21 protein-coding genes are annotated in these 23,314 nt (G+C 65.7%); 7 read left to right on the forward strand and 14 right to left on the reverse strand.

Annotated elements, in window-relative coordinates; genetic code table 11:
• Positions 1-307: 307 nt before the first annotated feature.
• Both CH294_RS24475 and ilvD read left to right on the forward strand, forming a co-directional pair.
• Entirely contained in the window at positions 308-733 is a 426-nt protein-coding gene (locus CH294_RS24475; RefSeq protein WP_249305483.1) for a PH domain-containing protein, read from the forward strand.
• Between the two features lie 59 nt (positions 734-792).
• Entirely contained in the window at positions 793-2,634 is a 1,842-nt protein-coding gene (gene ilvD, locus CH294_RS24480; protein ID WP_094739263.1) for a dihydroxy-acid dehydratase, read from the forward strand.
• 67 nt (positions 2,635-2,701) lie between these two features.
• Here the strand turns inward: ilvD and CH294_RS24485 are convergent, their stop codons facing one another.
• Positions 2,702-3,712 (reverse strand): DoxX family protein, encoded by a 1,011-nt coding sequence (locus tag CH294_RS24485; protein WP_249305484.1) that lies wholly within the window; start codon positions 3,710-3,712, stop codon positions 2,702-2,704.
• A gap of 83 nt (positions 3,713-3,795) precedes the next feature.
• Between CH294_RS24485 and CH294_RS24490 the strand changes: the two genes are divergently transcribed.
• Positions 3,796-4,944: a PQQ-dependent sugar dehydrogenase gene (locus CH294_RS24490; protein ID WP_094739264.1), complete on the forward strand. Its 1,149-nt coding sequence runs from the start codon at positions 3,796-3,798 to the stop codon at positions 4,942-4,944.
• A 56-nt stretch (positions 4,945-5,000) separates the two neighbouring features.
• On the opposite strand, the gene gatB is transcribed toward CH294_RS24490, so the two are convergent.
• The gene (gene gatB / locus CH294_RS24495) at positions 5,001-6,512 is read right to left on the reverse strand and encodes an Asp-tRNA(Asn)/Glu-tRNA(Gln) amidotransferase subunit GatB (RefSeq protein ID WP_032376993.1); all 1,512 of its coding nucleotides are present in this window, start codon (positions 6,510-6,512) and stop codon (positions 5,001-5,003) included.
• Positions 6,513-6,606: 94 nt separating this feature from the next.
• Here gatB and CH294_RS24500 point away from each other — a divergent pair, with 94 nt between their 5' ends.
• On the forward strand, positions 6,607-7,071 hold the full coding sequence (locus CH294_RS24500) for an acyl-CoA thioesterase (protein ID WP_249305498.1): 465 nt from the start codon (positions 6,607-6,609) through the stop codon (positions 7,069-7,071).
• Between the two features lie 18 nt (positions 7,072-7,089).
• Here the strand turns inward: CH294_RS24500 and CH294_RS24505 are convergent, their stop codons facing one another.
• The 3 genes from CH294_RS24505 to CH294_RS24515 form a co-directional block, all read right to left on the reverse strand.
• Positions 7,090-8,121 (reverse strand): ATP-dependent 6-phosphofructokinase, encoded by a 1,032-nt coding sequence (locus CH294_RS24505; protein ID WP_032376991.1) that lies wholly within the window; start codon positions 8,119-8,121, stop codon positions 7,090-7,092.
• A 101-nt stretch (positions 8,122-8,222) separates the two neighbouring features.
• Positions 8,223-8,885 carry a response regulator transcription factor gene (locus CH294_RS24510; RefSeq protein ID WP_037155645.1) on the reverse strand — a complete coding sequence of 221 codons (663 nt, stop codon included), beginning with the start codon at positions 8,883-8,885 and terminating at the stop codon, positions 8,223-8,225.
• A 10-nt stretch (positions 8,886-8,895) separates the two neighbouring features.
• The gene (locus CH294_RS24515; protein WP_094739329.1) at positions 8,896-10,080 is read right to left on the reverse strand and encodes a histidine kinase; all 1,185 of its coding nucleotides are present in this window, start codon (positions 10,078-10,080) and stop codon (positions 8,896-8,898) included.
• A gap of 216 nt (positions 10,081-10,296) precedes the next feature.
• Here CH294_RS24515 and CH294_RS24520 point away from each other — a divergent pair, with 216 nt between their 5' ends.
• Both CH294_RS24520 and CH294_RS24525 read left to right on the forward strand, forming a co-directional pair.
• Positions 10,297-10,944 carry a hypothetical protein gene (locus CH294_RS24520; RefSeq protein WP_141216539.1) on the forward strand — a complete coding sequence of 216 codons (648 nt, stop codon included), beginning with the start codon at positions 10,297-10,299 and terminating at the stop codon, positions 10,942-10,944.
• Positions 10,941-12,341, forward strand: coding sequence for an alpha/beta-hydrolase family protein (locus CH294_RS24525; protein ID WP_094739267.1), 1,401 nt, complete (start codon positions 10,941-10,943; stop codon positions 12,339-12,341). The genes CH294_RS24520 and CH294_RS24525 overlap by 4 nt, the downstream gene beginning before the upstream one ends.
• A gap of 7 nt (positions 12,342-12,348) precedes the next feature.
• Here the strand turns inward: CH294_RS24525 and CH294_RS24530 are convergent, their stop codons facing one another.
• The 3 genes from CH294_RS24530 to gatC are packed head-to-tail and all read right to left on the reverse strand — an operon-like array spanning position 12,349 to position 15,206.
• Positions 12,349-13,431, reverse strand: coding sequence for an alpha/beta hydrolase-fold protein (locus CH294_RS24530; RefSeq protein ID WP_094739268.1), 1,083 nt, complete (start codon positions 13,429-13,431; stop codon positions 12,349-12,351).
• A 6-nt stretch (positions 13,432-13,437) separates the two neighbouring features.
• The gene (gene gatA / locus CH294_RS24535) at positions 13,438-14,910 is read right to left on the reverse strand and encodes an Asp-tRNA(Asn)/Glu-tRNA(Gln) amidotransferase subunit GatA (RefSeq protein WP_094739269.1); all 1,473 of its coding nucleotides are present in this window, start codon (positions 14,908-14,910) and stop codon (positions 13,438-13,440) included.
• On the reverse strand, positions 14,907-15,206 hold the full coding sequence (gatC, locus tag CH294_RS24540) for an Asp-tRNA(Asn)/Glu-tRNA(Gln) amidotransferase subunit GatC (protein WP_032378172.1): 300 nt from the start codon (positions 15,204-15,206) through the stop codon (positions 14,907-14,909). The genes gatA and gatC overlap by 4 nt, the downstream gene beginning before the upstream one ends.
• 306 nt (positions 15,207-15,512) lie before the next feature.
• Between gatC and CH294_RS24545 the strand changes: the two genes are divergently transcribed.
• Positions 15,513-16,163 carry an amino acid-binding protein gene (locus CH294_RS24545; protein WP_032376988.1) on the forward strand — a complete coding sequence of 217 codons (651 nt, stop codon included), beginning with the start codon at positions 15,513-15,515 and terminating at the stop codon, positions 16,161-16,163.
• Between the two features lie 15 nt (positions 16,164-16,178).
• Here CH294_RS24545 and ligA read toward each other — a convergent pair whose 3' ends face one another.
• The 6 genes from ligA to CH294_RS24575 all read right to left on the reverse strand — a co-directional run bounded on the left by ligA (position 16,179) and on the right by CH294_RS24575 (position 23,303).
• A complete protein-coding gene (ligA, locus tag CH294_RS24550) occupies positions 16,179-18,335 on the reverse strand; it encodes an NAD-dependent DNA ligase LigA (RefSeq protein WP_170944843.1) in 2,157 nt (718 codons plus the stop codon).
• A 55-nt stretch (positions 18,336-18,390) separates the two neighbouring features.
• Complete coding sequence (locus CH294_RS24555) at positions 18,391-18,573, reverse strand: hypothetical protein (protein WP_032378171.1); 183 nt, start codon at positions 18,571-18,573, stop codon at positions 18,391-18,393.
• Positions 18,574-18,639: 66 nt separating this feature from the next.
• Positions 18,640-19,827, reverse strand: a complete 1,188-nt coding sequence (locus CH294_RS24560; RefSeq protein ID WP_094739271.1) for a GGDEF domain-containing protein — start codon at positions 19,825-19,827, stop codon at positions 18,640-18,642.
• A 133-nt stretch (positions 19,828-19,960) separates the two neighbouring features.
• Positions 19,961-20,980 carry a methionine synthase gene (locus CH294_RS24565; protein ID WP_032376986.1) on the reverse strand — a complete coding sequence of 340 codons (1,020 nt, stop codon included), beginning with the start codon at positions 20,978-20,980 and terminating at the stop codon, positions 19,961-19,963.
• Entirely contained in the window at positions 20,977-22,065 is a 1,089-nt protein-coding gene (gene mnmA / locus CH294_RS24570) for a tRNA 2-thiouridine(34) synthase MnmA (protein WP_032403141.1), read from the reverse strand. The genes CH294_RS24565 and mnmA overlap by 4 nt, the downstream gene beginning before the upstream one ends.
• Positions 22,065-23,303 (reverse strand): cysteine desulfurase family protein, encoded by a 1,239-nt coding sequence (locus tag CH294_RS24575; protein WP_052058834.1) that lies wholly within the window; start codon positions 23,301-23,303, stop codon positions 22,065-22,067. The genes mnmA and CH294_RS24575 overlap by 1 nt, the downstream gene beginning before the upstream one ends.
• Positions 23,304-23,314 lie beyond the last annotated feature (11 nt).

Here is a 23,314-nt window from a genome sequence, read left to right on the forward strand (position 1 = left end):
CGTCAGCGAGTGCTGTACGAGGGTGGCGCGTCGATGCGAGTTTGAACAACCGGCTCAGGCGTTGACGCGCCGGCCGATTACGAGTATCCAATTCCGCTTCACGCGCTCGACGGTAGGCGCGCGCACAGGGAAGAGTCAAACTCGTCACGACGCAATCCCATTATGTGAGATCGCGTAGATGCAATGCGAAGATGAATGGGTGTCGTCTCCGCAGCAGTCCGAACCACCTCGGCCATCATCCCACACTGCCTCCGAGGCACCGAACGGTGCCGAGGGTCAGCAACCGCCGACCACGCAGGTCATTCGTATGCCGCGCCTTGCACTGCTCGGCGTGGCGCTGCTGCTGTTCGGCACAGCACTGCCGGCGTTCAGCTGGCCTGCGGCTCTGGGCTGGCTGCTGATCCTGCCGGTCGTTGCGTTCGTCTGGGTGCTTAGGGTGCGCACCGTCGTCACTCCGGACGCGATCACCGCTCGACGGTTCGTGGGTTCGGACGTGATCGACTGGAATTCGGTGACGGGTCTGCATTTCCCGGATCGCCGCTGGGCGCGCGTCGTCCTGAGCGACAAGAGCGAGAAGTCGCTGCCGCTGGTGCGGTTCGATCTCCTCCCCCAACTCGCGGCTGCCAGCGGCGGCCGCATCACCGATCCGTACGCCGCTGCCGCTGCTGCAGAAGACAAGGCCCGAGCGGAAGCCGAAGACGCCGAGGGCGAGCAGGCACCGACCGACCGGTAGCCGACGGCGAGTACCCTCGTCCGTGCGAGAAACCGCTGCAACGAACGAGGACTACGCACATGCCGCCGCTACGCTCACGGGTCACCACTGTCGGACGCAACGCCGCGGGCGCACGCTCGCTGTGGCGCGCCACCGGAATGACCGATTCGGATTTCGGTAAACCCATCGTCGCCATCGCGAACTCGTACACCCAGTTCGTCCCGGGCCACGTGCACCTGAAGAACGTGGGCGAGATCGTCGCCGACGCCGTCCGCGCGGCCGGTGGCGTTCCCCGTGAATTCCACACGATCGCCGTCGACGACGGCATCGCCATGGGCCACGGCGGCATGCTGTACTCGCTGCCCAGCCGCGAGATCATCGCCGATTCCGTCGAGTACATGGCCAACGCGCACACCGCCGACGCGCTGGTGTGCATCTCCAACTGCGACAAGATCACTCCCGGCATGCTCAATGCCGCGATGCGCCTGAACATCCCGGCCGTCTTCGTCTCGGGCGGGCCGATGGAGGCGGGTAAGGCCGTCGTCGTCGGCGGCGTCGCGCAGGCACCGACCGACCTGATCACCGCGATCTCCGCCAGCGCGAACGACGCGGTGTCCGAAGAAGGCCTCGACGAGGTCGAGCGCAGCGCGTGCCCCACGTGCGGTTCTTGCTCGGGCATGTTCACGGCGAACTCGATGAACTGCCTGACCGAGGCGCTCGGCCTGGCATTGCCCGGCAACGGTTCCACCCTGGCCACTCACGAGGCCCGCCGAGCGCTGTTCACCCGCGCCGGCACCACCATCGTCGAGGCAGCGCTGAAGTACTACCGCGACGAGGACGAGTCCGTTCTCCCCCGCAACATCGCCACGCCGGCCGCGTTTCGCAATGCCATGGCACTCGACGTGGCGATGGGCGGCTCGACCAACACGGTGCTGCACACCCTCGCTGCCGCGCAGGAAGGTGAGGTCGACTTCGACCTCGAGACCATCGACGCCATCAGCCGCAAGGTCCCCTGCCTGGCAAAGGTCTCCCCCAATTCCGATTACCACATGGAAGACGTGCACCGCGCCGGCGGAATTCCGGCTCTGCTCGGCGAACTGCGTCGCGCGAACCTGCTCGAAACCGACGTCTCGACCGTGCACACGAAGAGCTTCGACGAGTGGCTCGACACCTGGGACATCCGATCCGGAAAGGCGTCCGACGAAGCAGTCGATTTGTTCCATGCTGCGCCCGGTGGCGTCCGCACCGTCGAGCCGTTCTCCACCAGCAACCGCTGGTCGTCTCTCGACACCGACGCCGCCGGCGGCTGCATCCGCGATCTCGAGCATGCGTACACGGTCGAAGGTGGCCTGGTGGTGCTGCGCGGCAACATCGCAGTCGACGGTGCCATCCTCAAGACCGCCGGCATCGACGAGGACCTGTTCGCCTTCCAGGGCCCGGCTCTGGTCGTCGAATCGCAGGAAGAGGCCGTCTCCGCCATCCTGCAGAAGAAGATCCAACCCGGCGACGTGCTGGTCGTTCGCTACGAGGGACCCAAGGGCGGCCCGGGCATGCAGGAGATGCTGCACCCGACGGCGTTTCTGAAGGGTGCCGGCCTGGGCAAGGTCTGCGCGCTGATCACCGACGGCCGCTTCTCCGGCGGAACCTCGGGCCTGTCCATCGGGCACATCTCGCCCGAGGCCGCAGCCGGCGGAGTCATCGGGCTCGTCGAGAACGGTGACCAGGTTCGGATCGACGTCGCCTCCCGCACCCTCGAAATTCTGGTGGACGACGAGACCCTAGAGACGCGCCGAGCGAAGATGCTCGCGTCCGAGCGTCCGTGGCAGCCGGTGGACCGCCAGCGCACGGTCACGACCGCCCTGCGCGCGTATGCGGCCTTGGCGACGTCGGCCGACAAGGGTGCCGTCCGCTACGTGCCCTGAGAACAACAGAACCCATGTGCGTGGTGCTACGAAGTGCCACGCACATGGGTTCGATCGGTATCGGGAATCAGCGAACGACGGGATTGGCTCCGTTGAGGAAGATCCAGATGCAGACGCCTGCGGCGATGCCGACGACGAGTGCCAGCAGCGATCCGATTCGCGGTCGAGTGGCCCACCCACGGCGACCGTCGAAGGCGATCTTTCCCGGGCCCGTGAGAATGATTGCGGCCGCGGCGAAACCGAGAACGGTCTCGTACTCGACGCCGCTGCTACCGGAGAACTGCAACCCGGGCTCTGCGGCCTGCTTGAAGCACCACGCGTTGATGATGGTCGCGAGCACGGCTGCGCCCGCAAGCGGTGTCGCCAGACCGAGGATCAACAACGCGCCGCCGAGCGTCTCCCCCGCAGCAGCCGCGATCGCGAGAATCTCCGAGTAGCGAAAGCCCGAGGTCTCCAGCAGATTCTGGAATCCGTCGAGTCCCGGCCCATTCCACAGGCCGACCAGTTTCTGCAGGCCGTGACCGAGGAATACCGCGCCTATCGCCACGCGCAGGACGAACAGGCCGAGATCGGTGCTACCGCGGCGAGCAGGAACCTCGACGGTCTCGGTACGAACCTCGGGCTCGGGGGTGACTGCAGCTCTGGGCGCTGCGGCTCCCGCACCCGCCGAGGTGCCGAGGTACTCGGTGGAGTGATCGGAGTATGCGGTCGAGGACGTGCTGTCGGCCGACGCACCGGTGGTGGGAGAATCGGCGTAAGCCGACGGCCGATAGGCCTGGATCTTCTCGGTCGGTTGCGCGTCGGTCGACCTCGTATCGGACGAACGTGCGTCGGACGAACGTGCGTCGGACGTCGACGAGTACGGGAAGTCGAGCTCGTCGTCGGTTCGAGGCAATCGATCCGAACGCTGGGCACCGAACGCAGCGGTCGATGCGCCGGAGGTATCGGCTCGGTCCGAGGCGGATGTGCCGGACGCAGAGCGCGATGGTGGGATCTGTTCGGTGGGATTGTCGTACGGGCTCTCGGCCGGTTCGTACGACTGGTCCGGCCGGTTGGGGTCGCGCGGTGTATCGGTCACCTCCCCACAGTAGAGCCGATATGCGCCGATTCCCCTCATGGCCGCGTGGCGAGTCCGCACCCCTGTTCCGTACCGTTCGAAGGATGAAGCCGGTCGGAGCGTCACCTCGAAGTGCCACTGCCGCTGTCGTCGCACTCTCCATGACGGCCGCCATGCTCGCCGGGTGCGCCCGCTTCGACGACTCGAATTCGTCGCCGTTCACCCCTGCACCCGAGGTCGGTGCCGCCGAGTTGCAACCGACGACCCCCAGCGAGGCACCGCCGTCGTCGGATCCGAATGCTCCGCCCCCGCCGTCGGGACCCTGCGTCGATCCCGACGCGTCGGTGATCGCGACGTGCCTGGACACCACCGGCGGCCTCGTGGCACTGCCCGACGGACAGAGCGCGCTGGTAGCCGAACGCAGAACCGGTCGCATCATGGAGGTCGCGGCCGGCCGAACACCGCTCGAGGTGGCCCGGATCGCGGTCGATGGCACCGGTGATGGAGGACTACTCGATATCGCGCTCTCCCCCACCTACACCGAGGACAGGCTGCTCTACGCCCTCGTCACCACGCCCTCGGACACCAGAGTGGTTCGGCTCGCTCCCGGTGACGTCCCCAAGGACATCTTGACCGGCATTCCTCGCGGCGCGACGGGCAATCGTGGGTCGATCGACTTCTACACCCCGACCGAGCTGCTCGTCCTCACCGGCGACAACGGCGACCCGGCCGCAGCCGAGAATCCGGATTCTCTGTCCGGCAAGCTGTTACGGGTGACGTCGTTGTCCCCGACGTCCAATCCCCCGCGTCCGCAGATCGCACTGAGCGGAATCGGGACGGCAGGCGATGTGTGCACCGACGGTGCCGGGAACATCTACGTCACCGACCGCACCGCGATCGAAGACCGCTTGCAGCGCATCGACAAACTCGGCGCGGTGTTCTCGCCGGTGTGGACGTGGCCGGACCGCCCCGGCGTGGCCGGGTGTGCAGCAGGCGACGGCGGTGTGGCTGTGGCCCTCACGACAGCGAAAGCTGTTGCAGCACTGACCACCGATGCAAACACCGGAGCCGTATCGGCCGAACCGACGCTGCTGATCCAGGACCGCTACGGACAGCTGAACGGGGCAACGAGCTCGGCGGACGGTCAGATTCTGGTGGGAACGGTGAACAAGAACAGCGCGGAGCCCGGCCCCACCGACGACCGCGTCGTCAAGGTGCCCTTCCCCGGTGGAGGTGGAGGCGGAGTCGACTGATCGATGAAAGACTGCAGCCGAGCGCAATCGCGCTCGGCCGCAGTCTATTCCGACGATCAGGACTGGCCGCAGGCCTCGAGCACGAGCTCCTTGACGCGGGCCGCGTCGGCTTGACCGCGTGTCGCCTTCATCACCGCACCCACGATGGCCCCGGCAGCTTGAACCTTGCCGCTGCGGATCTTCTCCACCACACCAGGATTGGCGGCAAGTGCCTCGTCGACGGCGGCCTGGAGCTTCGTGTCGTCTTTCTCCAACACGAGGTTGCGGTCGGACATGACCTGAGCCGGCTCGCCCTCGCCTGCCAGCACCCCGTCCACCACCTGACGAGCACCGTTGTTGTTGAGCTTGCCGTCCGAGACCAACGCGGCCACTTCCGCCACCTGTGCCGGAGTGATCGCCAGATCGGCCAGCTCCACTCCGGCCACATTGGCTTGCTGCGACAGGTACGACACCCACCAGGACCGCGCGGCCTGCGGCGACGCACCGGCATCCACCGTTGCCGCGACGAGCTCGAGCGCCCCGGAGTTCACCAGGTCGCGCATTTCCTCGTCGGAGACACCCCAATCCTTCTGGATCCGTCCGCGTCGCAGCCACGGAAGCTCCGGCAGGGTCCCGCGGAGCTCCTCGATCCAGTCCGCGTTCGGAGCGACGGGCGCAAGATCGGGCTCGGGGAAGTACCGGTAGTCCTCCGCGGTCTCCTTCTTGCGACCAGGGGTGGTGGTGCCGTCGGATTCCTGGAAGTGGCGAGTCTCCTGTGTCACCTCTCCGCCGGCTTCGAGAACCGCTGCCTGACGGCGCATCTCGTACCGAACGGCAACCTCGACGCTCTTGAGCGAGTTGACGTTCTTCGTCTCGGTGCGGGTGCCGAATTCGGTGGCGGTCTTCTTCATCAGCGACACGTTGGCGTCACAGCGCAGCGACCCCTGATCCATCCGTACATCGGACACGTTCAGCGACTTCAACAGATCTCGGAGTGCGGTGACGTAGGCGCGTGCCACTTCGGGCGCGCGCGCTCCGGTCCCCGTGATCGTCTTCGTCACGATCTCCACCAACGGCACACCGGCACGGTTGTAATCGAGCAGCGAATGCGACGCCCCCTCGATGCGGCCGGTCGCTCCGCCGACGTGCGTCGACTTGCCGGTGTCCTCTTCCATGTGCGCGCGCTCGATCTCGACGCGGAACGTGCTGCCGTCGTCGAGCAGAACATCGAGGTAGCCCTCGGTGGCGATGGGCTCGTCGTACTGCGAAATCTGATAGTTCTTCGGCTGATCCGGGTAGAAGTAGTTCTTGCGAGCGAACCGACCCCACGGAGTGATCGAGCAATTGAGCGCCAACCCGATACGGATCGCAGATTCCACGGCAGCGGCATTGACCACCGGTAGCGCGCCGGGAAGGCTCAGGCACACCGGGCACACCTGCGTGTTGGGCTCGGCACCGAACGCGGTGGGGCAACCGCAGAACATCTTGGTCTCCGTACCCAGCTCCACGTGGACCTCCATGCCCAACACGGGGTCGAACGTGGCGAGCACATCGTCGTAATCGATCAGATCGACGGTTGCAGCAGTCATGGTCCGTAGTTTATGCATTGCATACGACGCGCGAGTAACCACGTGCACTGGTTACCGTGCACGGGTGACGCACACCGAGAAGCAGACGCTGTCGATGACCGTGCTGATGACCCCGGACATGGCGAATTTCTCCGGCAACGTCCACGGCGGCACCATCCTAAAATTCTTGGACCAGGTGGCGTATGCCTGTGCCAGTCGCTACGCCGGGGCGTACGTGGTCACTCTGTCGGTCGATCGAGTCGTCTTTCGCGAGCCCATCCACGTCGGTGAACTCGTCACCTTCTCGGCATCGGTCAACTACACCGGCCGCACCTCGATGGAAGTCGGGATTCGCGTGGAAACAGAGAACATTCAGCGCGGTGAGCTGCGGCACACCAACAGTTGCTACTTCACCATGGTCGCGATCGGCGACGACGGCAAGCCGAAGACACTCCCTCAGTTGACGCCGACCACCGACGTCGGTGCTCAGCGTTTCGAGGCAGCGCGGCGACGACGCCGACTGCGCCGAGAGACAGAAGCACGCGAGGCCGAGATCCAAGAGGCCGCCAGTCGCATGTGACCTCCCGGGGCCACCGGTTCAGCCGAAGAACGCGGCGGCGTCGTCGTATCGGGTCTGCGGTACCCGTTTGAGCTGCTTGGTCGCCTCGGCCAAGGACACCAGGCCGATCTCGGTGCCCCGCAACGAGACCATCTTGCCGAAGTCGCCGGCGTGCGCCGCGTCGGTCGCGTTGACGCCGAACCGCGTCGCGAGTACGCGGTCGTAGGGCGTGGGGGTTCCACCACGCTGGACGTGCCCGAGCACGGTGGTACGAACTTCCTTGTTGATGCGACGTTCGATCTCGACACCGAGCTGGTGAGCGACTCCGGTGAATCGAACGTGCCCGAACTCGTCGATGCCGCCGTCGAGAAGCTTCATCGAGCCCTCCATCGGCTTGGCTCCCTCGGCGACGACGCAGATGAAGTGTGAATCTCCACGCTGAAAACGCTTGCGCACCAAGGTGCATACTTCCTCGACGTCGAACGGCTGCTCCGGGATGAGCGTCATGTGCGAGCCCGACGCCAATCCGGCGTGCAGCGCAATCCACCCCGCGTGCCGACCCATCACCTCGACGAGCATCACCCGCTGATGGGATTCGGCGGTGCTGTGCAAACGGTCGATCGCGTCGGTGGCGATCGTCAGTGCCGTGTCGAAGCCGAACGTGACGTCGGTGCAATCGATGTCGTTGTCGATGGTCTTGGGCACCCCGACCACAGGCACTCCCTCTTCGGACAACCACGCGGCAGCAGTGAGGGTTCCTTCGCCACCGATCGGAATCAACACGTCGATGCCGTTGTCTTCGAGGGTCTGCTTGACCCGGTCGAGTCCGGCACGCAACACATCCGGGTTGGTGCGCGCGGTGCCGAGCATCGTGCCACCCTTGGTGAGCAACCGGTCGTTGCGGTCGTCGTTGCGCAGTTGCACGCGGCGATCTTCGAGAAGGCCGCGCCATCCGTCCTGGAAGCCGACGACCGTGGAGCCGTACCGCGCGTCAGCGGTACGAACGACTGCGCGGATCACCGCATTGAGCCCTGGGCAATCGCCGCCTCCGGTCAGAACTCCGATGCGCATCGATTTTCGCCTCTCTGCTTACGGATCCGTGAAGTGGACCCGATGACGGTCGTCAGCCTAATGGGGCGTGGTGTGGTGCGCGCGTCGGTACCGCCTGCCGCTCACTTCGGCGTCACGACGCCGGTCTCGTACGCCAGCACCACAGCCTGGGCACGATCGCGTAGGCCGAGCTTGGCCAAGACCTTGCTCACATGGGTTTTGACGGTCTGTTCGGCCAGGAACAGCGAGCCCGCGATCTCGGAATTGGACATGCCGGTGGCAATGAGTTCGAGCACCTCGCGTTCGCGCGGAGTCAGATCGCTCAGACGCGGCGACGTGTGGCGGCGCGCTCCGCGACGGGCGGTGACGTCCGCGATGAGCCGTCTGGTCACCGACGGTGCCAGCAGAGCATCGCCGGCGGCGACGACGCGCACACCTCGAATCAATTCCTCGGCCGGCGCATCCTTGAGCAGAAAGCCGCTCGCGCCGAGTGCCAGCGCCTCGTAGACATAGTCGTCGATGTCGAATGTCGTCAGCATCAGGATGCGCACCGGCGACGGGAGGGAGGCGGAGAGGATTGCTCGCGCGGCATCGAGACCGTTCATCTCCGGCATCCGAACGTCCATCAGCACAACATCGGGCAACAGGCGAGCTACCTCGCTGACCGCCGTCCTGCCGTTGTCGGCGTCCCCGATCACCGAGATGTCGGCCTGAGCGCCGAGCAGGGCCCCGAACCCCTGCCGCACCATCGCCTGGTCGTCGGCGATGAACACCGTGGTAGCCACGCTCGTCAGCCTAGGCGAGTTCGTCCGCGACCGTCCATGCCGTCGAGGTCGGCATGCCGTTCGGAACGTGCACCGCCACCTCGAATCCGCCGTCCGGTAGGGCGGAAGCGTGCAGCCACCCGTGTGCTGCCCGCGCTCGGTCTCGCATGCCCGCTATCCCGTGCCCGCCGGTATCCGATCCAGCGGTAGGTCCACCGATCTTCGGTGACGGCGCATTGACCACGGTCATCACGACGGTGCTCGGCCCCACCGTGATGTCGACGGTCACGGCAGCCTCGGGGGCATGGCGCGCAGCATTGGACAACGACTCCTGGAGGATTCTGTAGAGTGCCAAACCTGTTGTGTCGGAGATCGATTCGATCGGTCCGGTGATGTTCCAGCGCACGTCCATCCCGGCCTTGCGACTCGCGTGTAGGGTGCGTTCGAGATCGAGTGCGTTCGGTGCCGGTGCGTCCTGCCACGGCTGCCCATCACTGCGGAGCACACCGAGCATTCCCCTGATCTCGTTGAGTGCCTCGCGCGCCGTGGCACCGATCGACGCGAATTCCAGCGCGGCGGCCTCGGATACGTCGTCGAGTCGATACGGCGCACTCTGCGCCTGCACGACCACCATCGACATGTGATGCGCAACGACGTCGTGCAGATCCCGAGCGATCTTCGCCTTCTCCTCGAGAACCGTGCGCCTGGTGCGCTCGAGTTCGCTGACCTCCTCCTGCTGGGCAAGTTGCCTGCGGGAGAGGACGAGCCAGCGGATCAACAGTCCGAACACGACGACCGCCGTGAGGCCGACCGACCAACCGACTCCGTCCGAGCCCGGCATGTACGCGAAGAACACCAGCATGCTCGCCAACCAGGCCAGCAGCAGCACCGAGGGCGGAGACCGCAACGCGACGGCGAACAACAGCGCCAACAGGACGAGAATGTGTACCACTTGCCACGGATAGTCGTACCCCGGAGTGCGGTCGAACGCTACCGGAATGACCAGAGCGGACAGCGCCGACACCGCCCACCCCAACGCGGGATTGACTCGAATCAACACGAATGGGAAGGCCGCGAGTGCGCCGACGATAGGCATCAACGGCCCCGAGACCTGATGGGTGACCGGCAGTGTCGGCCATGCGATCGAATACAGCACCGCACCGACGACAACGATCAGCACGTCGACCGAACGGACGCCGGCAATTCGAGTCGGTATCCGACGCCTCGCCGCTCCGGGCTTCGATTCTCCTGATCTGTTCTTGCGCACGGACCGAGCCTAGGGAGTGTGGGCCGACGAGGACGTCATACCTGAGTATCAGTTCCGCACACACCTACGGTATCGAACCGGCCGCAGACCGAGACCGCCAGTCACCGCAGAACGAGACCTCGGCGCGATGCCCGTCGAGTATCTCGCTTCGTAGCGTCGAAAGCCATGAACAGGAACACTTCTCGCATCCTGATGTGCATCGCCGCGGCCACGACAGCGGTGATTGCTACCACCGGTGCCGCGTCGTCCCCGCCGTCCGCACCCGACAGGACATCGCCCGTCGCCGTAGCAGTGCACGCGCTCGTCGCAGAGCCGGCAGACGCGGCGACCCGAGCGATCCCCGTCGACTTCGCATCGGTGATGGGCTACAGACCGATAGTGCTCGACGCCATGGCAGAGAATCCTCACGGGGACTGTTCTTCGCCCGTGCCGCTGCCATCGGAATTCGAACCCTCTTGCAAGGCACACGATCTGGGCTACGACCTCTTACGGTATGCCGCTGCGACAGGCAAGACCGTGGACCCGCACTGGCGCCGAGCCATCGATGGTCAGCTGGAAAGCCGTCTGCACGCCGCCTGCACCGAGCGAACCGATGACGAATCACGCCGGGCGTGCGACGCTGCTGCATCGGTGGCCGCGGCGGCCGTGGACATGAATTCGTGGCGGCAGTCGTTCGGCATACCGGTGGCCGAACCCGCACTGCCGATCGCGCTGGGCGGCGCAGCCTTTGCCCTGATGACGCTTTCGGCTCTACTGACGGGCCGATACGTGCGCACACGAGTATCGGTACCCGTGATCGGCGAACACGCATGATCGCCTCGATCACCGGATCCTCCGGGCGAATCGGCTTCGCTGGGACTGCTGTTGCACCGCCACTCTCGACGGGAATACGGCTGCCACGAATCGGGACCTCGATTGCGCTCACAGCTGCAGTGTCGGTGTCGTCGGCTCCTGCGCTGCTCCCCCGTCCAGCCGGCAGCCAGGCACTGTTGATCGGCGTATCGATGGCGATCGCGCTCGCCCTCGCATGGTCGGCCCGGCACGCTCTCGGCACGCGGCGACCCGCTGGATTCGGCGCGCGGGCGTGGGCAGCGGGCACTGGAACGCTGATCTCGATCGGCGCGGTGTACTCGAATGTTCTGTGGCAGAACAAATTACGAGCTGCGATGGCCACCCGAGCAGTGGACTGGCACTACGCCGTCGACGTCGTCGGTGGAGCGGCGTGCGTCGCTCTCACCCTGTGGGCAATCGGTTTCGCCACCAGGAGAGTGTGCACTGCGCTCGGTGGTGTGCGATCGGTCGTTCTGATCGCGGTCGTCGGCGTGCTGTCGTACGTTGTTGCCGCGCCCGCGCTCTGGTCGGCCATGTCCAGTTCTTTCTCGGCTTCGAACTCGGTGATGGACGATACGGTGACCGCTCCGATTGCGAAAACGAGATCAGGTGGTCCCGACTCGCTCGTTCCGTGGGGCACGCTGGGCAGAGAGGGCAGAAAGTTCGTGTCCGGCGGCTTCGTCCCCGGTTCCGTGCGCACGTACGTCGGCCTCGACTCGGCACCCACGCTCGATCGACGCGTCGCGTTGGCCGTCGCGGACATGGAACGCGCGGGCGCTTTCGATCGCAGTGTGGTGGTCGTCGCGATACCGACCGGATCGGGCTGGGTGGACGAGAACGCGGTCACGGGTGCCGAAAGCAGATTCGGCGGGGATGTCGCGACCGTGGCGGTGCAGTACTCGAACAAGCCGAGCTGGGCGACGTTCATGTTCGCCGAGGACGATGCACGCAGCTCGGCCGAGGCAGTTGCACACGCAGTCGCTGCGCGGGCAGCAACGAAATCGACACCGCCGCAGATCGTCGTGTACGGCCAGAGTCTGGGGGCGGTAGCGGGCAGCGACACCTATCTGGCTCTTCGTCGGACCGATCCGCTCGTCTGCGGAGCAGTCTGGGCAGGTCCACCCGCCGGAGCCGTGAACACCGACGGCGCAACGGTGCTCGCCAATTCATCGGACCCCGTCGTCCGATGGTCTGCAGATCTGCTGTGGTCGGCTCCCGATCCAACGGCAACTCGTCACGATGCGCCGATGCCGATGTGGCTACCGCTCGTCAGCTTCGTCCAGACGTCCGTCGATCTGGCAGCGGCTCTAGACGTGGAGGCCGGTCACGGCCATCGTTACGGAATCGACCAGGGCACCAGCATGCCGCTCTGCCGGTGACTTCGGGTCAGTCGAGCAGTCCCAATCGTTCTCCGAGCCAGTCCATCTCGTGTTCCAAGGCCGGAGCCCATACCTGCATCGAGTGGCCGCCGGGCAACTCGCTGTAATGAACGTCGAGACCGGCAGCCGCAGCAGCCTCGAAGGCCCGCTCGGTCTGCGGCCTGAATTCTTCGTCGTCGGAACCGGCGACGAAGGCACCGGCCGAATCGGGAAAGCTGTTACGCGACAATATGTTCAATGGCGTCGCGCTTTCGAATCGAGCCTCGTTCGCCGGAGTGTCCGCTCCGAATGCTGCGGCAACCGATTCGCTTCTCGTGCCGCGACGTTGCTCGTCCTCACCGGAGATATCCAGAAACGTCGGGTACACCGACGGTGCAGTCACCGCAAGCTGCAGGGCGCAGGTTCCTCCGTAGGAGTACCCGCCGACCGCCCATGCCCGTGGATCCGGGGACGCCCGGAAATTCGACCGAACCCATTGCGGCACATCGACAGAGAGGTAGGTCGCCGCATTTCCGAGGTCCGAGTCCATGCACATCGGATTGGCCTCGGTGTCACCGAGACCGTCGGCAACGACGACGATCGGGGCAGCACCCTCGTGACGGGCCGCGAAAGCGTCCATCGTCTGCATCAAGCGGCCACCCTCGATCCAGTCGACGACGTGACCGGGTTGGCCGGTGAGCAACACCAGCACCGGCAGGTCGTCGGCACCGGCGTCGTACGAGGCCGGAAGGTAGATGGTCGCGGGCCGAGCGTCGAAGTGCGACACCGTGCCGGGCACCTCGAGATCGACCAGTCTGCCGTGGCCCTCGACCGGGACGACAGGTCGACGCCCCAGAGCGAGTGCCGCCGTCGGATACCGGGTGACGGTCAGATTGGTGATCACGGCGGCTGCAACCAGTACCGCCACCAGCAGACCGAGGGCGCTCAGCGAACCGAACAACGGCCCGAGCCCCGAGCCGCGCCGAACCCGCACGACGACGGCACCGATCGTGGCCAGCAACAGTACCGCCGCCACCGTCAGTGCGACTGTCGGCACGGCACCGGAGAGCAGAGGTAGATGAGCCAGGTCTGCAGCCCACCGATGCAGCACCTCGTACTACCTCAGATCGCCGCGAGCGGCCTCGTAGGCGGCGCCGACACGGTAGAGACGTTCGTCCGCGAACGCTGGAGCCATGATCTGAAGTCCCACGGGTAGACCGTCCTCGGTGGCAAGACCCGACGGCACCGACATCGCGCAGTGGCCCGCGAGGTTCGTCGGCAGCGTGCACAGGTCGTTGAGGTACATCGCCATCGGATCGTCCACCTTCTCCCCCAACGGGAATGCCGTTGTCGGGGTCGTCGGCGACACCAGCACGTCGACCTTCTCGTAGGCGGCGTCGAAGTCGCGTGCAATGAGTGTGCGCACCTTCAGGGCCGAACCGTAGTAGGCGTCGTAGTATCCGGCCGAGAGTGCGTACGTTCCGATCATGATGCGGCGCTTGACTTCCGGCCCGAACCCTTCGGCACGGGTGATCGCCATGACCTGCTCGGCGCTGTGCTTGCCGTCGTCACCGGCCCGCAAGCCGTATCGCATCCCGTCGAATCGAGCGAGGTTGGACGACACCTCGGACGGCAGAATCAGGTAGTACGCGGCCAACGCGTGCACGAAATTGGGGCACGAGACCTCGACGACCTCGGCACCGAGTTCGGTGAGTGCGGTCATCGCGGCATCGAAGGACGAGATCACACCGGGCTGGTAACTGTCGGAATGCAATTCCTTCACGACCCCGACGCGAACGCCCGACAGGTCGCCGCGAGCACCCTCTCGTGCCGCTGCGACGACGGGCCGAACTGCCGTGTCGACGGACGTGGAGTCCCGCGGATCGTATCCGGCGATCACCTCGTGCAGCAGCGCGGTATCGAGCACCGTGCGCCCGCACGGACCACCCTGGTCGAGAGAGGATGCACAGGCGATCAAACCGTAGCGCGAGACACTGCCGTAGGTCGGCTTGGTTCCCACGGTGCCGGTCAGTGCGGCCGGCTGGCGAATGGATCCGCCGGTGTCGGTGCCGATCGCCAACGGTGCCTGGTACGAGGCGAGCGCCGCCGCGCTGCCACCCCCCGAGCCACCGGGGATCCGGGTGGTGTCCCACGGGTTCTTGGTCGGCCCGTACGCAGAGTTCTCGGTCGACGAGCCCATCGCGAACTCGTCCATGTTGGTCTTGCCCAGCACCGGGATACCCGCTGCGCGCAGCTTCGAGGTCAGTGTCGCGTCGTACGGCGAAACCCAGCCGTCGAGGATCTTCGAGCCGGCCGTCGTCGGCATGTCGGTCGTGGTGAACACGTCCTTGAGAGCCAACGGGACCCCGGCCAGAGCTGACGCGGGCGCACGACCTGCAGACAGTCCCGCGTCGACGTCGGTCGCCGCGGAGAGTGCCTCGACCGATGCGACATGCAGGAATGCGTGCAGGTCTCCATCGACCTCCGAGATCCGGTCGAGATGCGCCTGGGTCACCTCGACGGCGCTGATCTCGCGCGCGTGAATTCGGGTGGCGAGCTCGGATGCATCGAGCTTCGTCAGGTCGGTCATTCGCTCTCTCCCAGAATCTGCGGTACCGCGAAACGGCCCTCTTCCGCGTTCGGTGCGCCGGCGAGCGACTGCTCCGGCGTCAGTCCGGGAACAGTCGTGTCGGGGCGCGTCACATTGACGATCTCGCTGGGGTTGGCCGTCGGCGGAACATCGTCGGTAGCCACCTCCGCCACGGCTTTGACGTGATGGAGAATCGAATCCAGCTGACCGGCGAACTCGTCGAGTTCGGCGTCGCTGAGAGCCAAGCGCGACAGCCGGGCGAGGTGAGCGACCTCGTCGCGGGAGATGTCAGGCACCGCGTGGACCCCTTTCACACTGTAGGAGTGGAGCCGAACGAAACGACCCCATGTTTGTGCAGAGCGAACCAGACGGGTCCGCGAACGCCGTCCAGCCTAGTGCGGAACGTCGCGCAGGCTGCACGCACTCCTCGTGGGTGCCCCTGGTGTCAGAATTGTCACTGCCCGCGTTGCGGGACGTGCCGAACAGGTCGAAGATGCAAGGATTGCTCGCGCCGGGGTGCACATGTTCCCTTTCCGCCCGTCAGCATAGATTCGCTGCGCGGGGGTGGCCGTAGTACGCCAGAAGCCGAAAGGGAGCGTGACATGTCCTACCTGCTCCGCGTTCAACTGCCGGACCGGCCGGGCAGTCTCGGATCGTTGGCCGTCGCCCTCGGTTCGGTCGGCGCAGACATCCTCTCCCTCGACGTCATCGAACGCGGTGACGGATACGCGGTCGACGATCTGGTGGTGGACGTCGCGCCCGGTTCGCTTCCCGACACGCTGATCACCGCCGCCGAGAACCTCGACGATGTCCGGGTCGATTCCATCCGGCCGTACACCGGAGTCCTCGACACCCACCGCGAACTGGAACTGATCGATCGCGTCGCCGCTGCATCCGACGACCGACTGCAGGTCTTGGTCGACGGTGCCCCTCGGGTTCTGCGAGTGGGGTGGAGCACGGTGGTGGCCACCAACGCGCACGGCCCGTTCCGCCTGGTGGGTAGCTCCGGAGCACCCGAGACCCACGCCGCGGAGCTGCCGTGGTTCCCGTTGGCGGCTCCCGCTGCGCTGGACGCAGATGCGGAATGGGTTCCGCAGGTGTGGCGAGACATGGACACCCAGATCGCCGCCGCTCCGCTCGGAAACACCGGCACCGTACTCATGCTGGGAAGGCCGGGTGGGCCGGAGTTTCGACCGTCGGAGGTTGCCCGGCTCGGTTACCTCGCCGGCATCGTGGCCACCGTACTGACCTGACGCTGTCGCATCAGGTCAGTCGTCCGATGCAGGTTCCGGTTCGGTATCGGCAGGTGCCACCGCCTGAGGTCCCTCGGTCAACAACCGTGTGAACCCCGACTCGTCCAGTACCGGTACGCCGAGCTCGATCGCCTTGTCGTGTTTGGACCCCGGGGACTCGCCGACGACGACGAACGCAGTTTTCTTCGACACCGAACCCGCCGCCTTCCCGCCGCGCAGCAGGATCGCCTCTTTGGCCTCGTCACGTGAGTACGAGGTCAGCGACCCGGTGACGACGATCGACAGCCCTTCGAGATTTCGATCGATGGAGGCATCGCGCTCGTCTTCCATCCGGACGCCCGCGGCCCGCCATTTGTCGACTATGGCTCGATGCCAGTCGACTTCGAACCACTCCGAGACAGCGGCCGCGATGGTGCCACCCACCCCGTCGACCGCAGACAGTTCCTCGACAGACGCCGCCTCGATACGTTCGAGACTGCCGAACTCTCCGGCCAACGCACGGGCCGCCGATGGCCCCACGTGCCGGATGGACAGGCTGACCAGGACGCGCCAGAGCGGCTGGTTCCTCGCGACGGCCAAGTTGTCGAGCAGCTTGCGACCGGTCGCCGAGAGCGCCCCCGATTTGGTGCGGAAGATCGCCGTCTTCATCAAGTCCGTCTCGGTGAGCGAGAACAGATCGCCCTCGTCCTCGATGGCACCGGTGGTCAACAGGTCGGATGCGGCCTCGTACCCGAGTCCCTCGATGTCGAATCGCTGCCGCTCGGCCACGAAGAACACCCGCTCGCGCCGCTGCGCCGGGCAGAACTGCGAGTTGGGGCAACGCAGGTCTGCATCACCCTCCTTGGCCGGAGCGAGTGGCGTCGAGCACTCCGGGCATTCGGTGGGCATGACGAATTCGGTCTCGGCACCGGTCCTGGCGTCGACGACAGGTCCGAGAACCTCCGGAATGACCTCACCCGCCTTGCGGATGGTCACCGTGTCGCCGATCAACACGCCCTTGCGCTTGACCTCGGAGGCGTTGTGCAGAGTTGCCAACGACACCGTCGAGCCGGCTACGAGAACCGGAGTCATGTACGCGAACGGGGTCACTCGGCCCGTCCTGCCCACGCTGACACGGATGTCGAGCAGAGTCGTGGTGACTTCCTCGGGTGGGTACTTGTAGGCGATGGCCCACCTCGGTGCTCGAGACGTCGTTCCCAACCGCCGATGCAGCGACATCTCGTCGATCTTGACCACGAGCCCGTCGATTTCGTGTTCGACGTCGTGTCGGTGCTGGTCCCAGTAGACGACCTTGTCGACGACCTCGTCGATCCCCCGCACGCGTGTGGTGTGCGTCGAGATCGGCAGGCCCCACGCTCGGAGCGCCTCGTAGGCGTGCCACTGCGAATCGGGGGTGAAGCCCACCATGCGCCCGAACCCGTGGCAGATCATTCCCAGGCGTCGCTTGGAGGTGACGGCAGGGTTCTTCTGTCGCAGCGACCCAGCCGCGGAGTTTCGCGGATTGGCGAACGGGGGCTTGCCCTCCTCCACGAGGGAGGCGTTGAGAGCCTGGAAATCCTCGAGGCGGAAGAAGACCTCCCCACGCACTTCCAGCACCTCCGGCACCGGGTACTCCGCACTGCCCGTCAGGGTGTCCGGGATGTCGTCGATAGTGCGTGCGTTGAGGGTCACATCCTCGCCCGTACGTCCGTCTCCGCGGGTGGCACCACGAACCAGAGTGCCGTTCTCGTACACCAGATTCAGCGCGACGCCGTCGATCTTGACCTCACACAGATAGTGCAGATCCGGCCCGGCCTCGGTCTCGACTCGTTTTGCCCAGGCACGAAGCTCGTCGTGGTCGAACACGTTGTCCAGGCTCAGCATTCGTTCCAGATGGTCCACGGCGGTGAATTCCGTCGCGAAGCCGCCTCCGACGAGTTGGGTCGGCGAGTCCGCGGTCCGTAGATCCGGGTGTGCATCTTCCAGATCGTTGAGCTCACGCAGCAGAGCATCGAATTCGCCGTCGGACACGATGGGCGAATCACGAACGTAATAGCGGAACTGGTGACCGCGCACTTCCTCGGCCAGCGTCTGCCATCGCTCGCGATCGGCAGAGGACGCGGCATCGAGTTCTACACCGACTGTCCCTGCGCTGTCGTCGGTTCCTGCGGGTAGTTCGGTCGGCTCAGGCACGTCTCGAAGATTATCCGACCCCACCGACAGTGACCCATCGGCCGACACCGTGGCCCTAGCGACCCATGAGTCCCAGCAACAGCGTCGCGGCCACGAGCGCCACCGCGCAGATACCGGCGGTCAGTGCGAAACCCGTCACGAAGGAGTCGGAGTAGATGCCGCCGAGCACGGAGGCCATCACAGACAACAACACTCCGGCGGGCAAGCCCCGTCGTTGGGCATCCGATAGCCGATACATCGGACGATCATCGCAGAGGTCTCGGGCGAGCACACCGGCGCATCGCGCTACGGGCACAGTGCGGACTCAGATCTCGTCGATCACCAGACTGTTGCCGCCGGACTGCTTGGACCGGTACATCGCGGCGTCCGCCGTGCGTGCCGCTCTACCGACCACCGACGTTCCCACGTCCCACAGGGCCGAGTCCTCCCGCAGCAGAGCCATGCCGACGCTGACGGTGACGGGGATGTCGTCCCGGTGGTCGCAGAGCACCCGAACGATGTCGAAGCCGAGATCGACCATTCCCCGCGCGTCACCGACCAGGGCGACGAGGAATTCTTCGCCGCCGGTTCGGGCGAGGACTCCCCCCTGGTGCCGAACCAGGCGGCGCAGTCGGTCGGCGACTCGAACGATCACGTCGTCGCCGCGGCTGTGCCCGAATCGGTCGTTGACGGACTTGAACTTGTCGATGTCGACGACCATGAACGCCATCGACATATCCCGATAGTGGGCTTGCTGCCACAGGTCCAGCAGTTCGCTGTCGATGCCTCGCCGGTTGTACACGCCGGTCAGCGGATCGAGGACCGAACGCTTGGCGTCGTTGGACAGCGTCGTCCACGCCACCTGAGCGAACACCGGAACTCCCACGGTCGCCAGGAGCAGCACCACGGTGGCGGTCGCGACAGCGGGCCCGTCGATGTAGTCCACATCGTCGTTCATCACCGTCACGAAGGTGCGAATGCCGAAGCCGACGATGCACGTGGCGGTCCACACCAAGTGCGCCACCAGCAGTCGTGGACTCAGGAAGTAGGTGCACAGTGCGCCCGTGATGGCGAACAGCACCGTTCCGATGAGTGAGGCGATGGGGTCGTACAGAATCAATACCGAGGTCGTGAGGATGTCGCCGAAGGCGAGAAAGCCGATGAACCATTTCTTGCCGGGGATCGGCCCGAGCACACACCGAGCGGCGACGGCAACCTGGATCACGAGCACCAGCGCGACCCAACCGATCGCAGTCGTTCCGCGAGGCCCGAGGTCACTGAAGAGCATCAGGATCGACGTCAGCGCGTACATCATCGTTGCCGTGCCGAACACGACGCGAATGATTCCGGTCAGCGGGCGGGTCGATCTGTGGTTGAGAATCCACTCGAAATCGTGCGGCGCTCGATACCAGTCGGAGGTGGCAGCAGCGAGTTTGGCCATCACACCTCGACGGTGTCGGCCGGAACGCCGGAGGGAGGCAACCTGATCGAAGTCGCGACCGCCTGATGCCATGTTCCGAACTCCCACCGATTCGATAGACCCCCGACGGCCATGTGAATAGTGTCACACCTGTTCGACGTCCCAATACTCGTGGGGCGCGAGGTGGAGGAGTCAGTGCCCGGTCACTCGAAGCGACTGTGCGATCTCACAACGAATCGGGCGAGTCGGCGAATGCGGCGGCCACGTCGCGGGCGAGTCCTGTTGCGCGACGGGCCCACTCCGGCGTGCTGCCGGCCAGACCGCAACTGGGCGTCACCGAAATCTGTGATGCGAGCACAGAACGATCGAACCCGAGGCGGTCGATCAAGGTCACGCCCGGCTCCGCGAGTTCCCGCCAACCCGTGGGCCGCTCGGGGGCCGCCGCTGGAATCAAGCCGAGCATCAGCGTCTTTCCCGTCTGCAGCAACTCGCCGATCCCGTCGAAGTCGGTGCGGCGCAGTCCGGTCGCGTCCACGGCAACCGCAGCAGCTCGCGAGCGGCGAAGCAGATCGAAAGGGACATCGGAGTCGCAGCAATGCACCACGACTGGGAGCGCAATGGTCTCCATCAGCGAGTCGAGCAGTTCGAGTGCGTCCGGTTCGGGAACCGAACGCACGGTATCGAGCCCGGTGATCCCCGTCAGGCTGCCGGCCAGAACGGCTGCGAGACTGGGTTCGTCGAGCTGAACCACGACGTCGACGCCGAGCCGACGCGCCACCTCCGCACAGTGCACCCGAAGCCCCTCACCGAGGGCTTCCGTGAAATGCCGGACGGCTCCCCGGTCGGTCAAAGCCCGATGCCCGTGCCGAAGTTCGACATTGGCTGCCATCGTGAACGGTCCAGCGGCCTGAACCTTGATCGTGCGGCCGCTGCCGCGAAGCCCCGAGACCTCCCACAGTTCCTCGAGCACATCGAGGTCCTCGGCGAGAAAATCGCCGGCTCGACGACCGGCGAGCATCGGACGTGGCACGACCCGATATCCGGACGTGCGCACGTCGAGTTCGACGTCGACCATGATGGCTCCGGTGCGCCCGATCGTGTCCGCACCCAGTCCGCGTGCCGGGAGCTCGACGATGTGCGGTAGCTCGTCGAACTCACCGAGGACGATTGCGGCAGCCTCACGGATGTCGGTACCCGGCCAGGAACCGATACCGGTTGCAAGTCCTGCGAAATCGCTCGCGGTCACTCGCGCTCGGATCGAGTGCCCGAGATGGTCGAGCTGCCGATGACGATGTCTCCGTGAATGTCCTTGCGGTACAACACCGCTGCCTGGCCCTTGGCAACTCCGGTGAGTGGAGCGCGCAACTGGATCTCCATCCCGTCGCCCACTGCCTCGGCGACGGCGTCGGTCAGCCCGCCGTGCGCGCGAACCTGGACGACGCACTCGATGGGACCGGTCGGGGCAACGCCTTCGGTCCACACCGCACGGTCTCCGCTGATGGCCCAGACATCGAGCTTCTGCGCGGAACCGACCATGACGGTGCCGCTCTCGGGCTCGATCGAGGTGACATAGCGCGGGCGGCCGTCGGCGGCAGGCCCTTCGACTCCGAGTCCCTTGCGCTGTCCGATGGTGAAACCGTGCACACCGTCGTGGTCGGCCAGTTCGACTCCGGTGTCGGAGTCGACGACCTTGCCCGGGCGCACTCCGATGTGTGCGCCGAGGAACGCGCGTGTGTCTCCCGAGGGGATGAAGCAGATGTCGTGACTGTCCGGCTTGTCCGCAACAGCCAACCCGCGCTCGGCTGCCTCCTCGCGGATCTCGGACTTCGGAGTGTCGCCGATGGGGAACATCGCACGCGAGAGTTGGCCCTGGTTGAGCACGGCCAAGACGTAGGACTGGTCCTTGTCCGCGTCCACGGCCCGGCGTAGCACTCCGTCGTGCAGCTGGGCATAGTGTCCGGTGGCCACGGCGTCGAAGCCCAGTGCAAGAGCCCGGTCCGCCAGCGCGGAGAACTTGATCTTCTCGTTGCACCGCAAGCAGGGGTTGGGAGTTTCGCCCGCTGCGTACGACGCCACGAAGTCGTCGATGACGTCCTCTTTGAATCGGTCGGCGAAATCCCAGACGTAGAAGGGTATTCCGAGCACGTCGGCGGCCCGGCGAGCGTCACCGGCGTCCTCTTTCGAGCAGCAGCCGCGCGAACCCGTGCGAAGCGCACCGGGAGCGGTCGACAAGGCCAGGTGAACGCCGACGACATCGTGGCCTTCGTCCACGGCACGAGCCGCGGCCACCGCCGAGTCGACTCCTCCGCTCATAGCAGCCAGAACACGCATCAGCGATTTCCTCCTCGAGCTCCGACGCCGGCCAATCCGGCGGCACGAGCACGTTCGACGACCTGCGGCAGCGCCGCAAGCACAGTGGTGACGTCTTCATCGGACGATCCGGTCCCCAGGGAGAACCGCAACGATCCACGGGCCACGCCAGGATCGAGGCCGAGCGCGATCAGTACGTGGCTGGCACTGGCCACGCCCGCAGTACAGGCGGAGCCCGTCGAGCATTCTATTCCCGCGGCGTCGAGCAGCATCAACAGCGAATCGCCCTCACAGCCGGGAAACGTGAAATGAACGTTTCCTGCCAACCGGTCGTCACCCTCGGGACCATTGAGGATGACGTCGGGAACGTTGTCTCGAATTCCGGCGATCAACCGATCACGCAATGCACTCAGTTCGGCACGGTGCCGTGACGCATTCTGGGTGGTCGACCGCAGCGCAGCTGCCATGGCGACGACGCCTGCGGTATCCGGAGTGCCCGAACGCACGTCTCGCTCGTGGCCACCGCCGTGGAACAACGGAACACACGAAACCTGACGACCCAGCAGGAGTGCGCCGACGCCCTGGGGTCCACCGAACTTGTGCGCGGCGATGCTCAGCGCAGACAGACCGCTGTCCGCGAAACTCACGGGCAGATGCGGGACAGCTTGGATCGCGTCACTGTGCATCGGGACGCCGTATTCGGCGGCGACGGCTGCCAGCTCGGTGATCGGCATGACGGTACCGATCTCGTTGTTCGCCCACATCACGGTGACGAGGGCAGTCTCGTCCGCGTGCAGGGCCAGTTCCGCTCTCAATACCTCAGGAGTCACCCGTCCGTCGGTGTCGACCGGGAGCCACGTGACAACCGCGCCGTCGTGGGCGACCAGCCATTCCACGGCGTCGAGTACGGCATGGTGTTCGACCGAGCTGGCGATGATTCTCGTCAGCGTGGGGTCGGAGTCACGGCGCGCGGCAAAAATGCCCTTCACGGCGAGGTTGTCGCTTTCGGTGCCACCGGAGGTGAAGATCACCTCGGACGGGCGCGCGCCGAGGTCCGCGGCTATCGACTCGCGAGATTCCTCCACCCGACGCCGGGCCGATCGGCCCGAGGTGTGCAGCGAGGACGCGTTTCCGACGGTGGTGAACACAGAGTTCATCGCCTCGATCGCACTCGGCAACATCGGGGTCGTTGCTGCGTGATCGAGGTACACCGGTGGCCGAGACGGGACGGTAGCAGTCGTACTGCGCACAGAAGGCATAACAGGCTAGA

Origin of the sequence: Rhodococcus sp. 14-2483-1-1 (genome assembly GCF_002259335.1) — a bacterium.
Classification (GTDB): Bacteria; Actinomycetota; Actinomycetes; order Mycobacteriales; family Mycobacteriaceae; genus Rhodococcoides.

Coding starts and splice junctions, on each gene's coding strand:
- CH294_RS24575 (WP_052058834.1), bottom strand. CDS start 23,303: ATGCCTTCTGTGCGCAGTACGACTGCTACCGTCCCGTCTCGGCCACCG.
- gatB (WP_032376993.1), bottom strand. CDS start 6,512: ATGACTGCTGCAACCGTCGATCTGATCGATTACGACGATGTGCTCGCC.
- ilvD (WP_094739263.1), top strand. CDS start 793: ATGCCGCCGCTACGCTCACGGGTCACCACTGTCGGACGCAACGCCGCG.
- mnmA (WP_032403141.1), bottom strand. CDS start 22,065: ATGCGTGTTCTGGCTGCTATGAGCGGAGGAGTCGACTCGGCGGTGGCC.
- CH294_RS24555 (WP_032378171.1), bottom strand. CDS start 18,573: ATGTATCGGCTATCGGATGCCCAACGACGGGGCTTGCCCGCCGGAGTG.
- CH294_RS24500 (WP_249305498.1), top strand. CDS start 6,607: ATGACCGTGCTGATGACCCCGGACATGGCGAATTTCTCCGGCAACGTC.
- CH294_RS24505 (WP_032376991.1), bottom strand. CDS start 8,121: ATGCGCATCGGAGTTCTGACCGGAGGCGGCGATTGCCCAGGGCTCAAT.
- CH294_RS24545 (WP_032376988.1), top strand. CDS start 15,513: ATGTCCTACCTGCTCCGCGTTCAACTGCCGGACCGGCCGGGCAGTCTC.
- CH294_RS24475 (WP_249305483.1), top strand. CDS start 308: ATGCCGCGCCTTGCACTGCTCGGCGTGGCGCTGCTGCTGTTCGGCACA.
- CH294_RS24490 (WP_094739264.1), top strand. CDS start 3,796: ATGAAGCCGGTCGGAGCGTCACCTCGAAGTGCCACTGCCGCTGTCGTC.
- CH294_RS24560 (WP_094739271.1), bottom strand. CDS start 19,827: ATGGCATCAGGCGGTCGCGACTTCGATCAGGTTGCCTCCCTCCGGCGT.
- gatA (WP_094739269.1), bottom strand. CDS start 14,910: ATGACCGACCTGACGAAGCTCGATGCATCCGAGCTCGCCACCCGAATT.
- CH294_RS24525 (WP_094739267.1), top strand. CDS start 10,941: ATGATCGCCTCGATCACCGGATCCTCCGGGCGAATCGGCTTCGCTGGG.
- CH294_RS24520 (WP_141216539.1), top strand. CDS start 10,297: ATGAACAGGAACACTTCTCGCATCCTGATGTGCATCGCCGCGGCCACG.